At 42.8% G+C, this 17,866-nt stretch carries 16 protein-coding genes; 9 read left to right on the forward strand and 7 right to left on the reverse strand.

Going from position 1 to position 17,866, the window contains the following annotated elements; all coding sequences use genetic code 11:
• Window positions 1–767 precede the first annotated feature (767 nt).
• The 6 genes from NG798_RS19765 (at window position 768) to NG798_RS19790 (ending at window position 6,549) form a co-directional block, all read left to right on the forward strand.
• The gene (locus NG798_RS19765) at window positions 768–2,258 is read left to right on the forward strand and encodes a PP2C family protein-serine/threonine phosphatase (protein WP_261225489.1); all 1,491 of its coding nucleotides are present in this window, start codon (window positions 768–770) and stop codon (window positions 2,256–2,258) included.
• 245 nt (window positions 2,259–2,503) lie between these two features.
• A complete protein-coding gene (locus NG798_RS19770) occupies window positions 2,504–2,695 on the forward strand; it encodes a hypothetical protein (RefSeq protein ID WP_261225423.1) in 192 nt (63 codons plus the stop codon).
• A gap of 101 nt (window positions 2,696–2,796) precedes the next feature.
• Window positions 2,797–4,176, forward strand: coding sequence for an argininosuccinate lyase (gene argH, locus NG798_RS19775; protein ID WP_261225424.1), 1,380 nt, complete (start codon window positions 2,797–2,799; stop codon window positions 4,174–4,176).
• 159 nt (window positions 4,177–4,335) lie between these two features.
• The gene (locus tag NG798_RS19780; protein WP_261225425.1) at window positions 4,336–5,244 is read left to right on the forward strand and encodes a cation diffusion facilitator family transporter; all 909 of its coding nucleotides are present in this window, start codon (window positions 4,336–4,338) and stop codon (window positions 5,242–5,244) included.
• 286 nt (window positions 5,245–5,530) lie between these two features.
• Window positions 5,531–5,974, forward strand: a complete 444-nt coding sequence (locus NG798_RS19785) for an aspartyl protease family protein (protein ID WP_261225426.1) — start codon at window positions 5,531–5,533, stop codon at window positions 5,972–5,974.
• Between the two features lie 308 nt (window positions 5,975–6,282).
• A complete protein-coding gene (locus NG798_RS19790) occupies window positions 6,283–6,549 on the forward strand; it encodes a hypothetical protein (protein ID WP_261225427.1) in 267 nt (88 codons plus the stop codon).
• A gap of 22 nt (window positions 6,550–6,571) precedes the next feature.
• Here the strand turns inward: NG798_RS19790 and NG798_RS19795 are convergent, their stop codons facing one another.
• From NG798_RS19795 to NG798_RS19805, 3 genes are all read right to left on the reverse strand, one after another.
• The gene (locus tag NG798_RS19795; RefSeq protein WP_261225428.1) at window positions 6,572–7,000 is read right to left on the reverse strand and encodes a hypothetical protein; all 429 of its coding nucleotides are present in this window, start codon (window positions 6,998–7,000) and stop codon (window positions 6,572–6,574) included.
• Window positions 7,001–7,082: 82 nt separating this feature from the next.
• A complete protein-coding gene (locus NG798_RS19800; RefSeq protein WP_261225429.1) occupies window positions 7,083–7,361 on the reverse strand; it encodes a hypothetical protein in 279 nt (92 codons plus the stop codon).
• Window positions 7,362–7,411: 50 nt separating this feature from the next.
• Window positions 7,412–8,350 (reverse strand): GTPase family protein, encoded by a 939-nt coding sequence (locus NG798_RS19805; RefSeq protein WP_261225430.1) that lies wholly within the window; start codon window positions 8,348–8,350, stop codon window positions 7,412–7,414.
• Window positions 8,351–8,540: 190 nt separating this feature from the next.
• On the opposite strand from NG798_RS19805, the gene NG798_RS19810 reads away from it, so the two are divergent.
• Window positions 8,541–9,917, forward strand: coding sequence for an NB-ARC domain-containing protein (locus NG798_RS19810; protein WP_261225431.1), 1,377 nt, complete (start codon window positions 8,541–8,543; stop codon window positions 9,915–9,917).
• 60 nt (window positions 9,918–9,977) lie between these two features.
• On the opposite strand, the gene NG798_RS19815 is transcribed toward NG798_RS19810, so the two are convergent.
• The 3 genes from NG798_RS19815 to acnB all read right to left on the reverse strand — a co-directional run bounded on the left by NG798_RS19815 (window position 9,978) and on the right by acnB (window position 13,207).
• The gene (locus NG798_RS19815; protein WP_261225432.1) at window positions 9,978–10,247 is read right to left on the reverse strand and encodes a type II toxin-antitoxin system RelE/ParE family toxin; all 270 of its coding nucleotides are present in this window, start codon (window positions 10,245–10,247) and stop codon (window positions 9,978–9,980) included.
• Complete coding sequence (locus NG798_RS19820) at window positions 10,244–10,447, reverse strand: hypothetical protein (protein ID WP_261225433.1); 204 nt, start codon at window positions 10,445–10,447, stop codon at window positions 10,244–10,246. Before NG798_RS19820 ends, NG798_RS19815 begins: the two co-directional genes overlap by 4 nt.
• A gap of 153 nt (window positions 10,448–10,600) precedes the next feature.
• Window positions 10,601–13,207, reverse strand: a complete 2,607-nt coding sequence (acnB, locus tag NG798_RS19825) for a bifunctional aconitate hydratase 2/2-methylisocitrate dehydratase (RefSeq protein WP_261225434.1) — start codon at window positions 13,205–13,207, stop codon at window positions 10,601–10,603.
• A gap of 672 nt (window positions 13,208–13,879) precedes the next feature.
• Between acnB and NG798_RS19830 the strand changes: the two genes are divergently transcribed.
• Window positions 13,880–17,239, forward strand: a complete 3,360-nt coding sequence (locus NG798_RS19830; RefSeq protein ID WP_261225435.1) for an EAL domain-containing protein — start codon at window positions 13,880–13,882, stop codon at window positions 17,237–17,239.
• 128 nt (window positions 17,240–17,367) lie between these two features.
• Window positions 17,368–17,622, forward strand: a complete 255-nt coding sequence (locus tag NG798_RS19835; RefSeq protein WP_261225436.1) for a hypothetical protein — start codon at window positions 17,368–17,370, stop codon at window positions 17,620–17,622.
• Here NG798_RS19835 and NG798_RS19840 read toward each other — a convergent pair.
• Window positions 17,619–17,864, reverse strand: a complete 246-nt coding sequence (locus NG798_RS19840; RefSeq protein ID WP_261225437.1) for a gas vesicle protein GvpG — start codon at window positions 17,862–17,864, stop codon at window positions 17,619–17,621. The two genes, NG798_RS19835 and NG798_RS19840, sit on opposite strands and share 4 nt — an antisense overlap.
• Window positions 17,865–17,866 lie beyond the last annotated feature (2 nt).

The raw sequence follows: 17,866 nt of genomic DNA on the forward strand, positions 1-17,866 counted from the left end.
TAATGTAGGTTGGGTAGAGGAACGAAACCCAACACTCTCCAGGCTTTGATGGGTTTCGCTTACGCTCTACCCATCCTACAAATAATTAAGTGCTTCTACTTAGACGTCGGTTTTAACCGGCGGTTTAGTTCGTGTAGACTCTGGCACGGCCTCTACAAGGGTATGTCTATTTGCAGTTTTTAGTTGACAAAAAAATGAAAGTATGATATACAGCCAGAAAAAAGAAAAAAGTCAATCACTGATGACCAATCAGTGTAAAACTATGTAAATTAGCTTGACAGTTTTAAGCGGAGTGCGTTAAAAGAATTCATCAGCTTATTTTTTTATGGTAAGCAACCAAGAAAACTGGTTATTAGACCAGGGAGGTGCCGGCATCAATTTGGCACTAAATAGATAAGCTGTTTATCCTTAAATTGCAGATAATGCTTTGAAAAGCTGTGTTTGGTATTTTAAGGAGCCAAAACAGACTTTGGTTGAGAGGGGCGATGCTTTTGGTCGGAAGTTTTGACCGGCATCGAGAGATCAAAGACGCGCCATTAAAGGGACATCGAGCTTTTGGTAATGGTGTGGATTTCTCCCCAAAACGGCGGGAAAAATAATTTCTGAAATCGCCGTGACGAATTATGATGAACACATTTATGGAGTGTTTAAAAAAAGCCGGTTGGTACCCCCGCTCATCAGAACCATTCTGGACACAGAGAAGTTGCTTGAGCGAGTCCAAGCGTTGCACTCCAGCCCCTTATCCCACAAACTATTCGCCACATTCCATGAGTGCTGTACCAATTCCTCGACATGGCCCGCAACCCTTGTACCCCGATGTTAATATGGGGGCGCCTTCCCATAAACCCATGCTTCCAACAAACAACTTTGGTGAACCGGCCCCAACAAGTGCTGATATGACTCCAGTTTTTGCCCTCAAAGAACTGGTAGCACGTTTGCAGCGCGAACAGCATAAAATCCAAGATTTGCTCAGTTCGCTGGGTTTTGCACTTCGCAGTTTTAATAATTTGAATCAGTTTTTAGAGTTAATTCCTCTGGTAGCGTCACGGGTGACGGATGCCGACGGGGGAGCGCTGGTTTTGTTTAAACCAAATGGTCAGGTGAGGTTGCAACGTTTACATTGTCAGGAGGGCCGGCAATGTCAGGATATCCGCCAAGCCATTGAGGCGGCGACTCGTCAGGTGACGGCTTCCTCCCTCGGTGGGCCGGCGCCGGTGATGCCAAATACGGCGACGCTGGATTATGAAGTTAGCCGGGTGTTGGGATCAGAGGTGCAGCTTTTTGGCACGGCTATTTTAATAAAAAATGTTGAGCGGGGCCGGTTGTATGTGTTCAGCCGCGATGCGGAATATACCTGGACGGAAACTCGCCAAAAGTTGGTGAGGTTGGTGGCGGATCAAACGGCGGTGGCGATAGAAAATGATGAGCTATCGGTGGAGTTGCGCCAAAAAGAACGGCTAGATCGGGAATTGGAAATTGGGGCAGAGATACAGTTGCGTTTGTTGCCTCGTCAGTGTCCACAAATTAAGGGCGTTGAATTGGCGGCCAAGTGTGAGACGGCGAATCGGGTGGGGGGAGATTATTATGATTTTATTCCCACGACGCCTGAATGTGCGGCGAGTACGTTGCGGGATCGCGGGGTGATAAAACAAGGGGCCGGTACAGATCGCTGGAGTGTAGTGATTGGCGATGTGATGGGTAAGGGTGTGCCGGCTGGTTTGATTATGACGATGACGCGGGGAATGTTGCGGGCGGAGGTGCTGAACCGGCATTCACCGGCCCGAATTTTGCAACATCTCAACCGGGTGATGTATGCGGATCTGGAAAATTCCCATCGGTTTGTGACGCTGTTTTATTCCGAGTATGACCCGCAAACGCGGATGCTGTATTACAGTAATGCAGCCCATCATCCGCCGTTGTTATGGCAAGCTTCGACGGGGAATCTTTTACGGTTGGATACTTTGGGGATGTTGATTGGTTTGGATGCGGAGACGACGTATGAAGAAGCGAGCATCCAACTTCAATCGGGAGATACGATTATTTATTACACGGATGGGTTTACGGATGCTGCAAATCAAAGTGGTGAGAGGTTTGATGAGGATAATTTGAGTAAGGCGTTTGAGTGGGCGTGCCGGCACTGCGATACACCAGAGGCAATTTTAGATTATTTGTTTGAACGGGTGGAGCAGTTTATTGGCCCGGAAAATCGCAATAGTGATGATATGACTTTGGTGGTGATGAAAATTCTACCGGAATAAGGGGATAGAATTTGAGGAAAGTCTTGCAGGGAAGTGGTTGTGAAAAGCCGGTTCGCTGCAAGGCTTTTTAACTTCCAGAAGATTTGCTGACAAAATAAAAAAGATAGCCGGCTCTCCACAATTTGACAGTTTGTTCTATGATGGTTATGCCTTCTGGGTGAGATTGGTGTGGGGTTTGCAAGGGCAAACCGTTGCGCCACAGCCCAAGTTTTCTATTTTTTGATAAAAAAATCATGGTTTTAGTTATGCAAATTACATCAGAGTTAGCCAACCTTCATTTACCGATAGTTGATTTGCTGGCGCAAAAAGTAAGTGATCCTGATTTTGGGGGTCAAGTTGTAAAAGCTTGGAATAATTTTGTCAGTACCGGCCAAATTTGGGCGCTGCTTATTGGTATTGTGGTGGGCTATGTTTTTCGTGGGTTGAATCGGTATTAAGGCCGGTTGATGAGGAAACAATAACATAATTAAGCCCGTTTTCAGTCAGAGAACGGGTTTTTAGTGATAATTTTAAGAGTGTAGAAATCGGGGCAATTACTATGGCAGAGCAAAAAACGTGGAGTCAGCGGTTTGAAGGGGCATTACATCCGGCAATTGTCCGGTTTAATGCGAGTATTGATTTTGATATTGAGCTTATTGAATATGATTTAACGGGTTCTTTAGCTCATGCAAAAATGCTGGCAAAAACCGGCATTATTTCTGCTGAAGAAGGAGAAAAAATTGTTACTGGTTTAGAGCAAATTCGCAAAGAATATCAAGAGGGTTTGTTTAATCCGGGGGTGGATGCGGAGGATGTGCATTTTGCGGTGGAACGCCGGCTTACTGAAATTATCGGGGATACGGGGAAAAAATTACATACGGGCCGGTCACGCAATGACCAAGTAGGGACGGATACACGGCTTTATTTACGCGCTCAAATTGAACAAATACGGGCGCAAATCAAGGATTTTCAGGAAGTTTTGCTAAGTTTAGCCGAGCAAAATATTGAGACTTTAATTCCCGGTTATACGCATTTACAAAGGGCGCAGCCTGTTAGTTTGGCGCATCATTTGTTAGCGTATTTTGAAATGACACAGCGCGACTGGGAACGGTTGGGAGATGTGTACAAACGAGTAGATATTTCGCCGCTGGGTTGTGGTGCTTTAGCGGGAACAACGTTTCCAATAGACCGGCATTATACGGCAGAATTATTAGGATTTAGCAGCGTTTATTCTAATAGTTTAGATGGAGTAAGTGACCGAGATTTTGCGATTGAGTTTTTGAATGCAGCCAGTTTAATTATGGTGCATTTGAGCCGGCTTTCTGAGGAGGTGATTTTGTGGTCGTCGCAGGAATTTAATTTTGTGACATTGACAGATAGTTGTGCAACCGGCTCTAGTATTATGCCACAAAAGAAAAACCCAGATGTGCCGGAATTGGTACGAGGAAAAACGGGCCGGGTTTTCGGACATTTGCAGGGAATGTTAGTTTTGATGAAAGGCTTACCCCTAGCTTATAACAAAGATTTGCAAGAAGATAAAGAAGCGCTTTTTGATGCTGTTAAAACCGTCAAAGCTTGTTTAGAAGCGATGACAATTTTGATGAGAGAAGGGATTGTCTTTCGCAAAGAACGTTTGGCGGAAGCGGTGGCAGAAGACTTCTCGAATGCGACGGATGTAGCTGATTATTTGGCTGCAAAAGGTGTGCCGTTCCGTGAAGCTTATAATTTGGTGGGTAAGGTTGTGAAAACTTGCTTGGCGGGGGGTAAGTTGTTAAAAGATTTAACCCTGGATGAGTGGAAAACTTTGCATCCAGCTTTTGAGCAAGATATTTATGAAGCCATTACTCCTAAACAGGTAGTTTCGGCGCGAAATAGTTTCGGGGGAACGGGTTTTGAGCAGGTGAAAAGGGGATTGGCTGAAGCGAAATCCAAGATATAAATTAACCGCAGATGAACGCATATACGCAGGCAAGATGCCTGCGCCACAGATAACCTATCCGCGTTTATCCGCGTTCATCTGCGGTTAAAAAATCTTAATCCGGGTGGTGATTGAGATGAAAACATTTATGATGAGAGATAGAGGTTTAGGGGGCGAAAAATGTCTTCTCATCACGATCATCATCACGAACCGGCTAATTATAATCGGGCTTTTATTGTTGGGTTTATTTTAAATATTTGTTTGGTTGGGGCTGAGATTGTTTATGGGTTTATGGCGCATTCGTTGGCGTTGTTGGCGGATGCGGGACATAATTTGAGTGATGTTTTGGCGTTGTTTTTGGCGTGGGGTGCGAGCCGGTTGAGTTTGCGGGCGCCGTCGGTTCGTTTTACTTATGGGTGGCGCCGGAGTTCGATTTTGGTGGCGTTGTTGAATGGGGTTTTTTTGTTGGTGGCGACGGGGGGGATCGCTTGGGAGGCGATTGGTAGGTTACAAGATCCGAAGCCGGTGGAGGGGGGTTTGGTGATTGGGGTGGCGTTGGTGGCGATTGTGGTTAATACGGCGACGGCGCTGATGTTTATGTCGGGGAGTAAGGGGGATTTGAATATTAGGGCGGCGTTTTGGCACATGGCGGGGGATGCGCTGGTGTCGTTGGGGGTTGTGTTGGCGGGGGTGGTGATTTTGGTGACGGGGTGGTTGTGGTGTGATCCGGTGATGAGTTTGGTGGTGGTGGTGGTGATTGTTTGGGGTACTTGGGGGTTGTTGCGGGATGCGGTGATTTTGGCGTTGGATGGGGTGCCGGTTTCTGTTGAGCCTTTGGCGGTGCGGTTGTTTTTGTCGGAGTTACCGGGGGTGATTGAGGTGCATGATTTGCATATTTGGGGGATGAGTACGACGGAGATTGCGCTTACTGCTCACTTAGTGATGCCGGCTGGTTGTCCGGGGGATGATTTTTTATATATGGTGAGAGAGGAGTTGCATCATAAGTTTGATATTGATCATGTGACGTTGCAAGTTGAGATTGGGGATGCTTGTTATCCTTGTGTTTTGGCGCCGGATCATGTGGTTTAAAGTTGAAAGCCGCCGGTTAAAACCGGCGTCTACAAGAAAAAAACCCCTTCGGGGTTGGAGATGTTTATTAGTTGGGTTGGGTGGTTGAAAGCCGCCAGTTGAAAGCCACCGGTTAAAACCGGTGTCTACAGGAAAAAAACCCCTTCGGGGTTGGAGAGGTTAATTATTCGTGTTGGAATTATTGGAATTAAAATACGATTTTTTACGGAGATGGTGATGGGAAGGCCGGTGATATAAGTTATAATTGAAGGAAGTAAGGACTCCGACGTTTAAGTAGGAGGGAACTATGCAAATTAAAAATAATTTAGAAATGGGAAAAGTTTTTGCGACTCTAACAATTATTAATCGAGCCGACCAAATTCGGGCAGAAGATGGGACAATTTCAGCAGACCAAGTTCGCTCAATAACGCTCAAAAATGTTTTGGTGGATACGGGTGCGACGACTTTGTGTTTGCCGGCGGATGCTATCGCTAAATTAGGGCTGAAGCTTCTTAAGGAGGTGGATGTAGCAACGGCGATGGGTATTGGTAAGGCTCGGATTTTTCGGGATGCTACTATATCTATGTTTGAGCGTGAGGGAACGTTTGAGTGTTTGGAGTTACCGGGAGGTGGAGATGCACTTTTGGGGGTGATTCCTTTGGAGGCTTTGGGGTTAGAAATTGATTTAAAGAATCAAGTTTTGAAGCCTTTACCGATTAGTCCAACGGAAACTTATTTGACGATTTTGTAGAGAAAGGGTGCGGGTTTTTTTGAGGGGGTTAGGGTGTCAAGTTTGACGGGGTGAATGTATAGTCGCCACCGGTTAAAACCGGCGTCTACAGGAAAAAAACCCCTCCGGGGTTGGAATAGTTAATTATTGGGCTAGAAACCGGCTTTATTACGAGTTTGTGGTGTTGAGAAAGGGGAATTAAAAAAAGGAGTTATTTGAGGGATGTGATGTGTGGGGAATGGGGGCCGGTTTTTTTTGAGGTGTAAAGAGGTGTGATACGATAAATGTATTGTGTTAATTAGGAAAATCGGCTATTTAGTAAAAAAGTTATGGCAATAACGACTCTGAAGGAAATACTTAATCAGCTTGATAAGCTTGAAACACCAGAGCTTAAAGAGCTTAATCAAACTATTCAAAAATATCTAACACAGCGAGAAGAGTCTGTCAAGAAAGCCGGTTTTCACCAAGCTTTGATTGATTCGGGATTAGTTAAGCAAATTAAGTATCCTATTAGCTATGAGGAGAGGGGTGAAAGGCAATTGATTGAGGTGGAAGGAAAGCCGGTTTCTGAAACGATTATTGAGGAACGGCGTTAAATGGCAATTTATTTTATAGATACTAGAATGACCACTTATCAAAAAAGTTTTTAATAATTTCTTGAGCTTTTGATACTGTTATACCCAAAGCTTTTCCTATTTCATAACTAATATCAAAAATCCATTCTTTAAATGAATTTTGTGATTTAGAAACAATACTTCTTTCATAACTGTCCATTTCGTTCAACTTTTGTAGTAAACGCTGCCTTAATAATTGAGTGGTTGAAAGAGCATCTTCTACTTCGGAAGGATAAAATTCATATCCACAATAACAGTAAAATTTACTATCAAGGATATACCACTGAGCGCTACAAGATTCACATTTAACTTGTCTTTGATAAGGTTCAACCAACAATTGGCCATTAAAAACACAATCTTTATGATAATTTTCCCCCCATTGTTTACCACAACTGGGGCATTTAGGAAAAGGAAATGTTATCCATTCGCTCATAATGATTACTTTTAAGGAAAAAAAACTTGACCTCTACATACAAAACAATAATGTAGAGGTATTAAGATAATCAAAGCAGAGTTTAACGTAATCCAGCTTTCCAGCCTTCAGACCATCCGTCACCAATTGATTTGATTATATCTCTGCCAAAACCAACTACTTCTCCCACAATATAGCCAAACAGTTTAGCAATAGACTTAAATAAATCGGCTACAAAAGCCCTTAAACTTGCTTCCGATTTTGCTGCTATCCTCAAGTCAGCATCGCTCATAGATTTGATTTCGTCCAATAATCTTTGTCTAATTTTATCTATATCTTCGCTGGGAATGTTAGTTTCATTAGGAACATTTCTCATTCTCATTGCTAAATCTCCTTATTTTTTATTTAACTTCATTTTGACTAGATATTCTATTAAAGTCCCTGTTTTTTTAGCCACGCTAAAAATGCTTTTTGATCTCCAGCAAATTTAGCAAACTCTTCCGGTGGCATTTTATCAACAATATCAGACATCTTTCCAGGTTGAAGTGGTTGGTTATTTGCTCTTTCTCGTCTTTTTTCTGGAGGTAATAGCTGAGGATCAACTAACTCCAGAAAATCAGCCAATGCTTTACGAGATGCAACAACCCATCTTCTTTTATTAGGGACAGCATCCATCATGGCATCAAAAAGCTGGGGTAAATGGTACCGTTTATGCGCTGAATATCCTACAATTTTTCCTTTCCATGTGGGTAATACCTCACGAATTTTTCTTTTAACATCATGGATTCGTCCTTTAATGTTTTCTTCTTGTTCTTCGCTAGGTAAATTCGCTAAAGGATGCCAAGCATTTTCCCCCGGATACACTAGCTCTACTTTATTTAAGGCAATGACCATCCGATCTAAAAGCCTAGGATCAATTGCTTTGAGTTCTCTTTCTAAATATTGCTGTACAGAAGCGATAGCCCGATTTTGTGCATCTAAAATCCATAAAGCAACATCTACATCTTTTAAGACTTTTTCGTAAAGTGCAATATGTTCTCTTTGTTTTAATTGACTTTCACCTAATCCAGGCATATCATAAGCAACTAATGCTCCCTTAACTCCTTCTACTTTATTGAATGAGACTTCTACTCCTCGTACCTCTTGGGTGCAAGCCTCGATATGACTCACCTCAAAACCTGCATTAAAAAGTGCGTTGAGGGTAGAGGATTTTCCTACTCCCGTTTCACCAATAAAAGCAAAACGAGGAGGAGGTTCATTATCTACCTTTTCTTCAATCATCTGGTAGATTTTTTCAAAATCATCTTCAGATATCTTCTGATCGCCCAGAATGTCTCTTGCTAAACCTTGGACTAAACCTCGTAAATCCATAATATTTTTCAGAACAGTAAAGCGGAATCTTCTCGAATGCTAAATCCTGCGTTCCCAACACTGCCACCCGAAAGGAACTTATATTCTGCCTTCTTTTGTAACAAATTTTTAACCAAAAGCCTGAAAAAACTTGATTTTGTTGGTTAAATCTAAGCTATAATAGCCGAAACTCCCACCCCGCCTTGAGCCTATGACTATTCCAGATATTACAGAAGTTTTACAATTGGTAGATGAGTTAGTTCACAAACAAACAGGCGAACACTTAGACGATCTCCAAAAAAAAGTTATTAAAGGACTGTGGGAAGGAAAAAGTTACACAGCAATTGCAGATAAACATAAATATAAAAGTTCAAATTATATCGGAGATGTTAGTCGTAAGTTATATAAAATTTTGTCATCCCAGCTAGGAGAAGATGTTAGCCAATCTAATTTTTGTTGGACTATAGAAAGATTCATTAATAAATCTAAATCTAACTCAGTAAGTCAAGTTCAGCAAGGCTTGATTAATAATAGCCATATCAGTTTATGTTCTAAGAAGACTCAAGATAATTCTGAAAATAATGAAGAGAATTATCCCAATAAATCCTACCACGATTTAACCCTAGCCCCAAAAATAACCCATTTCTACGGACGCGAAAAAGAACTCAAAACCCTATCTGATTTCCTGCTCCAACAAAACACCCGCCTCCTCTCAGTCTTAGGATTACCCGGAATTGGCAAAACCACCCTCGTTAAACAATTTCTTGACCAAAACCGGCAACACTTTGATATCCTAATCTGGAAAAGCATCAAACTCAGCCCATCCTTAGATACCATCATTAATGAAATTATCACCGCTACCAACCCCGACCCCCTGATAGCAGACAACCAATTAACGCAACTTTTAAAACTTTTCTCTCAGCAAAAATGTTTAATCGTCCTAGATGACGTGCAAGAAATATTCACCGGCCAACAATTCACCGGCCAATATAAAACGCAATATAAAGACTATAAAACCCTCTTCACAAGAACCACAGAAGTTGAACATCAAAGCAGCTTAATCTTAATTAGTCAAGAACAATGTCAAGAAATGCACGGCTTAGACGAAGACTTCTATCCTGTTAAATGCTTAGAACTAGAAGGCTTAGACAACACCGGTATCCTCAAAAATCAAGGCTTAAAAGATGAGGAAAATTGGCTAAAAATAATTGATTTATATGAAGGAAATCCCCGATACTTAAAAGATATTGCCGGTTTAATTAAAAATGTCTACTGTGGCAGAGTTTCCGAATTTTTAGCAGAAGATAGCCTGATTCTCACACAAAATATAAAATATTGTTTAAGTGAATTATTCCAGCGATTATCCCCCGGCGAACAAGAGATAACTTTAAAATTGAGCCAATCGAAAGAGCCGGTTTCTAGGGATGATTTAAGACAAAATTTAGAACTGTCTTCAAGCGATTTAATTAATGGATTATGCTCTTTAACCAGACGCTATTTACTCAAAAGAATCGAAGGGGAGAAAGTAGTATTTAATTTAGGGCCGGTTTTCAAAGAATATGTAAGGTTGTCAAAATTGAGAGATTAAGCCGACGGAAACTTTGATAACCCTGTTGGCAATCCTGGGATATCTAAAATGCAAAATCTCTTAAGGAAAGTAATTATAAAATTCCTTACGATGTAGCACACGGAAAAAAATAACGACTTCGCCATCAAATGTTAAACCAATGCGATAGTCACCTACCCGAATTCGATAAGCATTTTCATAGCCTTGTAATTTTTTTACTTGTCTTAATTCTTCAAAGTCTGGCGTATTCGGTATCTCTTCAAAGACAAGGGTTTTAATTGCTCCAAAAATCGGCGTACTTTTAAGAGATTTTAAGTCTTTGATAAAACTAGGGAGATACTCTGTATTCACTGTTTTTCAAGTTCTGTAAGGGCTGCTTCTAAGTTTAAAGGTGTTTCGTCTTTTACTTCCATCATCGCACGCACAAGTCCTTCATCTTCAATGGCTTCAACAAGACGCTGATAATCATTGAAATCTATCACGACTTTACGAATATGTCCGTCGGTGTCTAGGATTAATTCTTGGGCAAAGGGGTAATTATCTGCTTTCATTTGAGTTTTGCTGTTTTAGTTTTATGAATTTAATTTCAAAATAGGTATAAGTTGGAAGGTATTTCACGCAACCCAAAAAATCCATTTTTTATGGCTGGTGAAAAACTAACACAATTATAACAAAAAAAGCTGGGCAAAGCCCAGCCTAAAAAATTAACGAGAAGCCACCGGCATCCCTAAAATATCCTCAATCTTCGGCATATCCTCAAGCGGAATAACCCGCCCTTCATCCTCAAACCCAGCAATTTGATCAAAATTCAAATAACGATACAAATCACCGGCAAAAGGATCAATCTTCTTAGCCACAATTTCCTGATATTCCTCTACCGTTGGAATACGCCCCAACAACGAACAAACCGCCGCCAACTCCGCAGAACCAAGATACACCCGCGCATCCTTACCCATGCGATTATTAAAATTACGAGTTGACGTTGAAAACACCGTCACACCATCCTTAACACGCGCTTGATTCCCCATACACAAACTGCATCCCGGCATCTCAGTACGCGCACCGGCAGCCCCAAAAGTACCGTACACACCCTCCTCTTTCAACTGATACTCATCCATCCGAGTTGGCGGACAAATCCACAATCGAGTTTGCACCGATCCTGCACCTTCCAAAACCTTCGCAGTTGCCCGATAATGACCGATATTAGTCATACAAGAACCAACGAAAACCTCCTGCACAGCATCCCCCGCAACCTCCGACAATAACTTAACATTATCCGGGTCATTTGGAGCCGCCACAATTGGCTCTTTAATCTCATTCAAATCAATCTCAATTATCTCCGCATACTCCGCATCCGCATCCGCTTCCAACAAAACTGGATTCGCTAACCACTCCTCCATTTTTGCGACGCGGCGCATAATCGTGCGAGCATCTTGATAACCGCGCGCTGCCATATTTTTCAGCAGCGCCACATTCGAGCGTAAATACTCCGAAACAGTCTCTACACTCAACTTAATTGTACAACCGGCACAAGACCTTTCTGCCGTCGCATCTGTCAATTCAAAAGCCTGCTCAACTTTCAAATCTGGCAAACCTTCAATCTCCATAATTCGCCCGGAAAAAACATTTTTCTTGTTTTGTTTTTCCACCGTCAGCAAATTTTTTTGAATCGCTATATAGGGAATTGCATTAACAATATCCCGCAGGGTTACACCCGGTTGCAATTCACCTTTAAACCGCACTAAAACTGACTCTGGCATATCCAACGGCATCACACCGAGTGCTGCGGCAAATGCTACCAACCCAGAACCGGCAGGGAAAGATATACCAAGAGGAAAACGAGTGTGAGAATCGCCACCTGTTCCCACCGTATCCGGTAACAACATCCGATTTAACCACGAATGTATAATTCCATCCCCCGGACGCAAAGCCACACCGGCCCGTTGTGCGAAGAAATCCGGCAAGTCTTTGTGAGTTTTGATATCCACCGGCTTCGGGTATGCCGCCGTGTGACAAAAACTCTGCATCACTAAATCTGCCGAGAAACCCAGACAAGCTAACTCTTTCAACTCATCCCGTGTCATTGGGCCGGTGGTATCTTGTGAGCCGACAGTGGTCATGCGTGGTTCGCACGATGTACCAGGGCGCACACCCGGTAATCCGCAGGCTTTGCCGACCATTTTTTGTGCGAGAGTATAGCCTTTGCCGGTTTCTGTGGGAACAGTGGGACGCACGAACAATGTGCTAGGTTCTAAACCTAATGCTTCCCGTGTTCTGTCGGTGAGGGTGCGGCCAATTAATAGCGGAATCCGGCCACCGGCCCGCACTTCATCTAAAATCGTATCCGGTTTCAACGTAAAAGTAGATATCACTTCCCCGCTTTCGTTGGTAATCTCACCTTTGTAGGGGTGAATTGTAATTACCATGCCGGTTTCCAAGTTCGTCACATCACACTCAATAGGTAACGCCCCGGAATCTTCCGCAGTGTTAAAAAAGATAGGTGCAATGGCACTCCCCAAAATATAACCACCGTTGCGTTTATTCGGCACATAGGGGATATCGTTACCAATGTGCCATAACACAGAGTTGATCGCTGATTTGCGAGAAGATCCTGTCCCAACCACATCGCCAACGTAAGCAACGGGATGACCTTTTTGCTTTAACTCTGCAATGGTTGCCAAGCCGCCAGGCATCCGTGATTCCAGCATGGCGAGGGCGTGGAGGGGGATATCTGGACGGGTGGTGGCGTGGGTGGCCGGTGAAAGATCATCGGTGTTGGTTTCGCCAGGGACTTTAAAAACCGTTACCGTGATGGTTTTGGGGAGTTTGGGGCGAGAAATAAACCACTCACCATTTGCCCAAGAGTCGATGACTTGTTTGGCGTAGGGGTTGACATCCGCCAAAGCCAGGACGTCGTTAAAGGCATCAAATACCAGGAGTGTTTTACTCAAAGCAGCAGCAGCGGCGCTGGCAATGGAGGGGTCGCGGTCTTGTAGCAAGCTCACCAATGATTGCACGTTGTAGCCGCCTACCATTGTACCCAAGAGGGTGACGGCCCACTGGGGTGCAATTAGCGGACATTCGATCTCACTTTTAGCGATGGCGGTTAAAAAGCCGGCCTTAACATAAGCGGCTTGATCAACTCCGGGGGGAACGCGATCTCGCAACAGTTCAATCAGGGTTTCTTCTTCGCCGGCTGGGGGGTTTTTCAGCAATTCGCAGAGTTCGGATGTTTGCTCGGCGTTGAGGGGCAGGGGCGGAATACCCAAGGCTGCCCGTTCGGCGGCGTGTTGGCGATAAGATTCAAGCATTCTGGCTCTCTCCACAGATGGCACGAGTTAATATTTGTTACGGTAGGGGCTTTTATTTTACACCCTATGGGTTGAGCGTAATTCCAGCCTAGCTTGAGATAATGTTTCTGGTGAACGAATTATCGCTCTTGTTTTTTACTGTTTTGATTGAAATATTTTTGTGAGGTTCGGGTTGCCGGCTTGATTTTTATTTATATAAATTTTGATGGTGTAACATAAGTATGGTTGGAGTGATAGGTAATTGTGCTATTTTTTGCCAGCCGTTGACACCGGCCCGTCAACAAGCGGGCGAACCATCCAATTTTCTTGGCCCTACAGGTTTTTGGGTGCCAGTTCACAAAAATTTAAAACTTTTCCAGAGATTATTAATTTTTTTTAACAAATAGTTTGGAAATAGCCTAGGGAATATTCAATAATAACGATTAGATAGTCTAAGAGATATTGGGTGAGATGTCAGCGCGGCATCAGCGAGTAGAAATACTCATCACTTGGGTTCGGGCTACATTTTCCTGTGACCGCCTTTTTAGGTTCGCGCATGGCTTTCATCCTTGTTTATCCTAGGGATTATTTATGTGAGAAAAGGTAAATTGTTGAGATTTTCCAAGCAAGCCCTGATAGCTTTAAAATATTTAATAAAAGTTAAAGTTAGCCAATTGACGGGGCAAAACAGTTTTGCTAAGATCCACAGACGATTTTAAATACGAGCCAACCATCAGCGGGAAGCAACCGCCACAGGTGAGAGATATCGTGCCAAAATCGGCAAAAACCCCAAAGAAAAGTCCTGAGATTGACGTTGCAGAATCAACCCTCTGCCAAGCCGTAGATTTAATGCCGGTGGCGGCTGTTGTGGCGCGGGTAGCCGGTGGAGAGATTTTGTATGCCAACGAACTTTTTTCGCAAAGTTTTGGACTTTCAAGCGAAAAATCTATCGAATATCGGCAATCAGATTTTTATGGTGATCCGGCGGAATATGAAAGACTGCTGGCGACATTTCCTCACAACAAAGTTATTTCTAACTATCCCCTAAAAGTCAAAAAAATTGACGGCACTTTATTTTCGGTTTCCCTGTCAATTCGCCGAGTAACCTTTAATGACGAACCGGCAATTTTGAGTAGTTTTTGTGAAGTAGCCGGTGCCACTTCCTATAATACAAATTATGCTCAAAACGGACACACGCAGACAGAAACAGTTGCCAACTTAATTGATAAATTACAAATAACGCTGGATGCTGTGCCGGGAATTGTTTCTTGGATAGATTCAGATTTGCATTATATTAAAGTCAACCGGCATTTAGCAGATTTATTTGGATTGCACCCTAATGATTTTGTTGGCAAAGATATCGGTTTTCTCGGTGGCAGCCCCGACTTTAAAATGTTTATGGGCAAGTTTTTTGCAGGGAATGCCACAGAAGCCATGCAAGAATTTCCTACTAAAATTGGCGGGCAGATTCATAGTTGTTTAATTATTGCTAAAAAGTACAACCAAGGGCAGGCAGCGTTTATCGTCGGTATTGATATTACCGAACGAAAAGAAGCTGAAGCCGCTTTGAGAGAATCTGAAGCCAAATTAAAAGCTCTTTTAAACAGTAGCTTGCAATCGGTTTTATTAATAGATCGGCAGCGGAAAATTCAAGCATTCAATGAAACGGCCAACGACGGTGCAAAACTATTTTTTGACAAATTTCTTCGTGAAGGAGCATTAATTGATGAATATATCAGCCGCGAAGACTTGAAACGGTTTAACTTGGATTTTCAAAAAGCCATCAAAGGAGGTTTTGTCAAAACCGAAATCCGCATTGAAAGAACCGATCAAGAACATTGGTTTGAAATTAATTATAATCCTGTTTTTGATGAAAAAGGACAAGTCACCGGCGTTTATTTTAGCGCCATAAACATTGATGCTCGAAAAAAAGCAATTGAAGCCCTAGCCAGAAGTGAAGAGCGCTTTCGCTCCCTGGTGCAAAACTCATCAGATATCATCACAATTTTAGAAACCGATGCTACTATCCGCTATCAAAGCCCTTCAATTCAAAGAATTTTAGGTTATGAACCTAAAGAGTTAATCGGCAAACAAGCATTAGATTATGTTCATCCCGAAGATAAAAAAGCGATTGAAGAATTATTTTCTGAAGCAATAAAACGCCCCGGAAAAGTTGTAAAAGTTGAGTTTCGGTTTCGCCATGCCAGCGGCGATTGGGTATTTTTAGAAGCCATTGGTGCGAACCGCTTAGAAGATCAAGCAATTGGGGGTTTTGTTGTTAATTCTCGTGATATTTCTAAACGCAAACGTTCTGAAGAAAAACTGCGTTTATTTGAGCGAGCATTGCACAGTAGCATTAATGCAATTGCCATTACTGATACCCAAGCGCCGGATAATCCAGTGGTTTATGTAAATCCCGCTTTTGAAAGCATGACCGGCTACTCCGAGCAAGAAGTTGTGGGGCAAAACTTGCGATTTTTACAAGGGCCAGAAATCGAGCAACCGTCTTTAAGAAAGTTAAGAAAAGCCCTTATCGAAGGAACAGAATGCAAAGTTATTTTGCGAAACTATCACAAAAACGGACGGATGTTTTGGAATGAACTTTACGTCTCGCCGGTGCATAACCAAAAAGGAATCCTCACTCACTATATAGGAGTTCAAAGCGACATCAGCGAGCGAAAAATTGCCGAAGAAAAATTAATTCATCATGCCTTTTATGATGCCCTCACCGGCCTGCCAAATCGGGCTTTTTTCACCGAACAACTAACCAGGGCAATGATTCGTACCCAGCGGCATCCAAATTATTTATGTGCAGTTTTGTTTTTAGATTTAGACCGCTTTAAAGTAGTTAATGATAGCCTGGGTCATTCTGCCGGTGATAGCGTACTCACAGAAATTGCCCACAGGCTGGAAAAATGCTTAACCCAATGCCAGTTAGCCCCCCTCTCTAACTCAGAGGTTCAAGCGCCAAACTTTGTGCCACCAAACGTTTTTGTAGCGCGTCTGGGAGGCGATCATTTTGTAATTTTACTTGAAGGCATCCGCAACATTCATCACTCCACCCATATTGCCGAAGAAATTCATAAATTATTTCTCCAACCTTTTCATATTAACGGACACGAAGTTTATATTAGCACAAGCATCGGAATTGCCTTGAGTTCCAGCAGTTATGACGGAAAACCAGACTTACTGCGCGATGCCGATATTGCCATGTATCATGCCAAAGCACAAGGCAAAGCGCGTTCGGCTTTATTTGATAAATTTATGCACGATCAAGCCGTTGTTCGCTTACAGTTAGAAAATGATTTGCGACGAGCCATAGAACGCGAAGAATTTTTGTTACATTATCAACCGATTGTATGTTTAAAAACGGGAAAAATTAGCGGTTTTGAAGCATTAGTACGTTGGCAACATCCAGAGCGAGGCATGATTTCTCCGGCAGAATTTATCCCCATTGCCGAAGAAACTGGCTTGATTTTACCTTTGGGTGCTTGGGTTTTGCGGGAAGCTTGCCGGCAAATGAAAGAATGGGAAAAATCCATACCTTTAACCATCAGTGTCAATCTTTCTGCCAAACAATTCTTGCAGCGCGATTTCGTCGAACAAGTTGATAAAATTTTATTAGAAACAAGCTTTAATAGCCAATTTCTCAAATTAGAACTTACCGAAACAGCCCTGATCGAAAATACCGAATTAACTACCGATATTTTGTGCCAACTACGCCAGCGTAACATTCAGCTATCTCTCGATGATTTTGGGATGGGATATTCATCTTTGAGCTATTTACACCGCTTCCCCATCAATACTTTAAAAATAGACCGTTCTTTTGTCAGCCGCACCGGCGCCGCTGACAAAAATACCCAAATTGTCCGCGCTATCGTTAACCTCGCTCACAGTTTAGCAATGGATGTGGTGGCAGAAGGCGCCGAAACCGCCGAAAATCTCGCTTTATTAAGAGCTTTGGGTTGTGAATATGGGCAGGGATATTACTTCTCAAAACCCTTGCCGGTCGAGGCTGCTTTTGCTTTGTTGACTTCCTCTGCACAGTGGTAGTAAACCACTCAAACCGACCCCTTTCCCGCTTCCCTACTTTATGCTAAAATATAAGACAATAAATTTACCAACTTTAACTTATGCGCCGGCCCCCCAACCGAGGAAAAATCATCCCCAAAATTAGCACAATGCCCCGCTGCAAAACGGAAGCATCTGCACATTTAGAAATGTATAAACTGCTCGTTGAAAAACAACGTTTGCAGCAAGAATTAGAAACGATTGCCCAACGTCAAATTCAAATTGATCAGCGGCTCACCGGCATTCAACAAGAAATTTCTCGTTTAGAAATTTCTCTGCCCGAACCGCCAAAAAATTCGCCCCAAACCTCACCCCAAACCCCCCCGGCAACGCATAATTTTAAAACGTTTTTGCTGGAATATTAATCCTCAGCGTTTTGTTCGTCTTGTAGCGCTTGCATTTCCAATAATAACTCCTCTTCTTGCACCTCAAAATCCTCCTCGGAAATATCCCCCATATCAAACGCCAATTGCAAAGCTAACAAGCGTTTACTGAGGTTTTCTTTGCTATCGAGTTCGCTGCTGGCGCGTTCTAAAATTTGCTCGCCAATCCACGCAACACCCTCAAGCGGGCCGGTAATCGGTAAAGTTAATAATTGCCAAATCATAA

This window comes from Ancylothrix sp. D3o (genome assembly GCF_025370775.1).
In the GTDB taxonomy this organism is placed as follows: domain Bacteria; phylum Cyanobacteriota; class Cyanobacteriia; order Cyanobacteriales; family Oscillatoriaceae; genus Ancylothrix.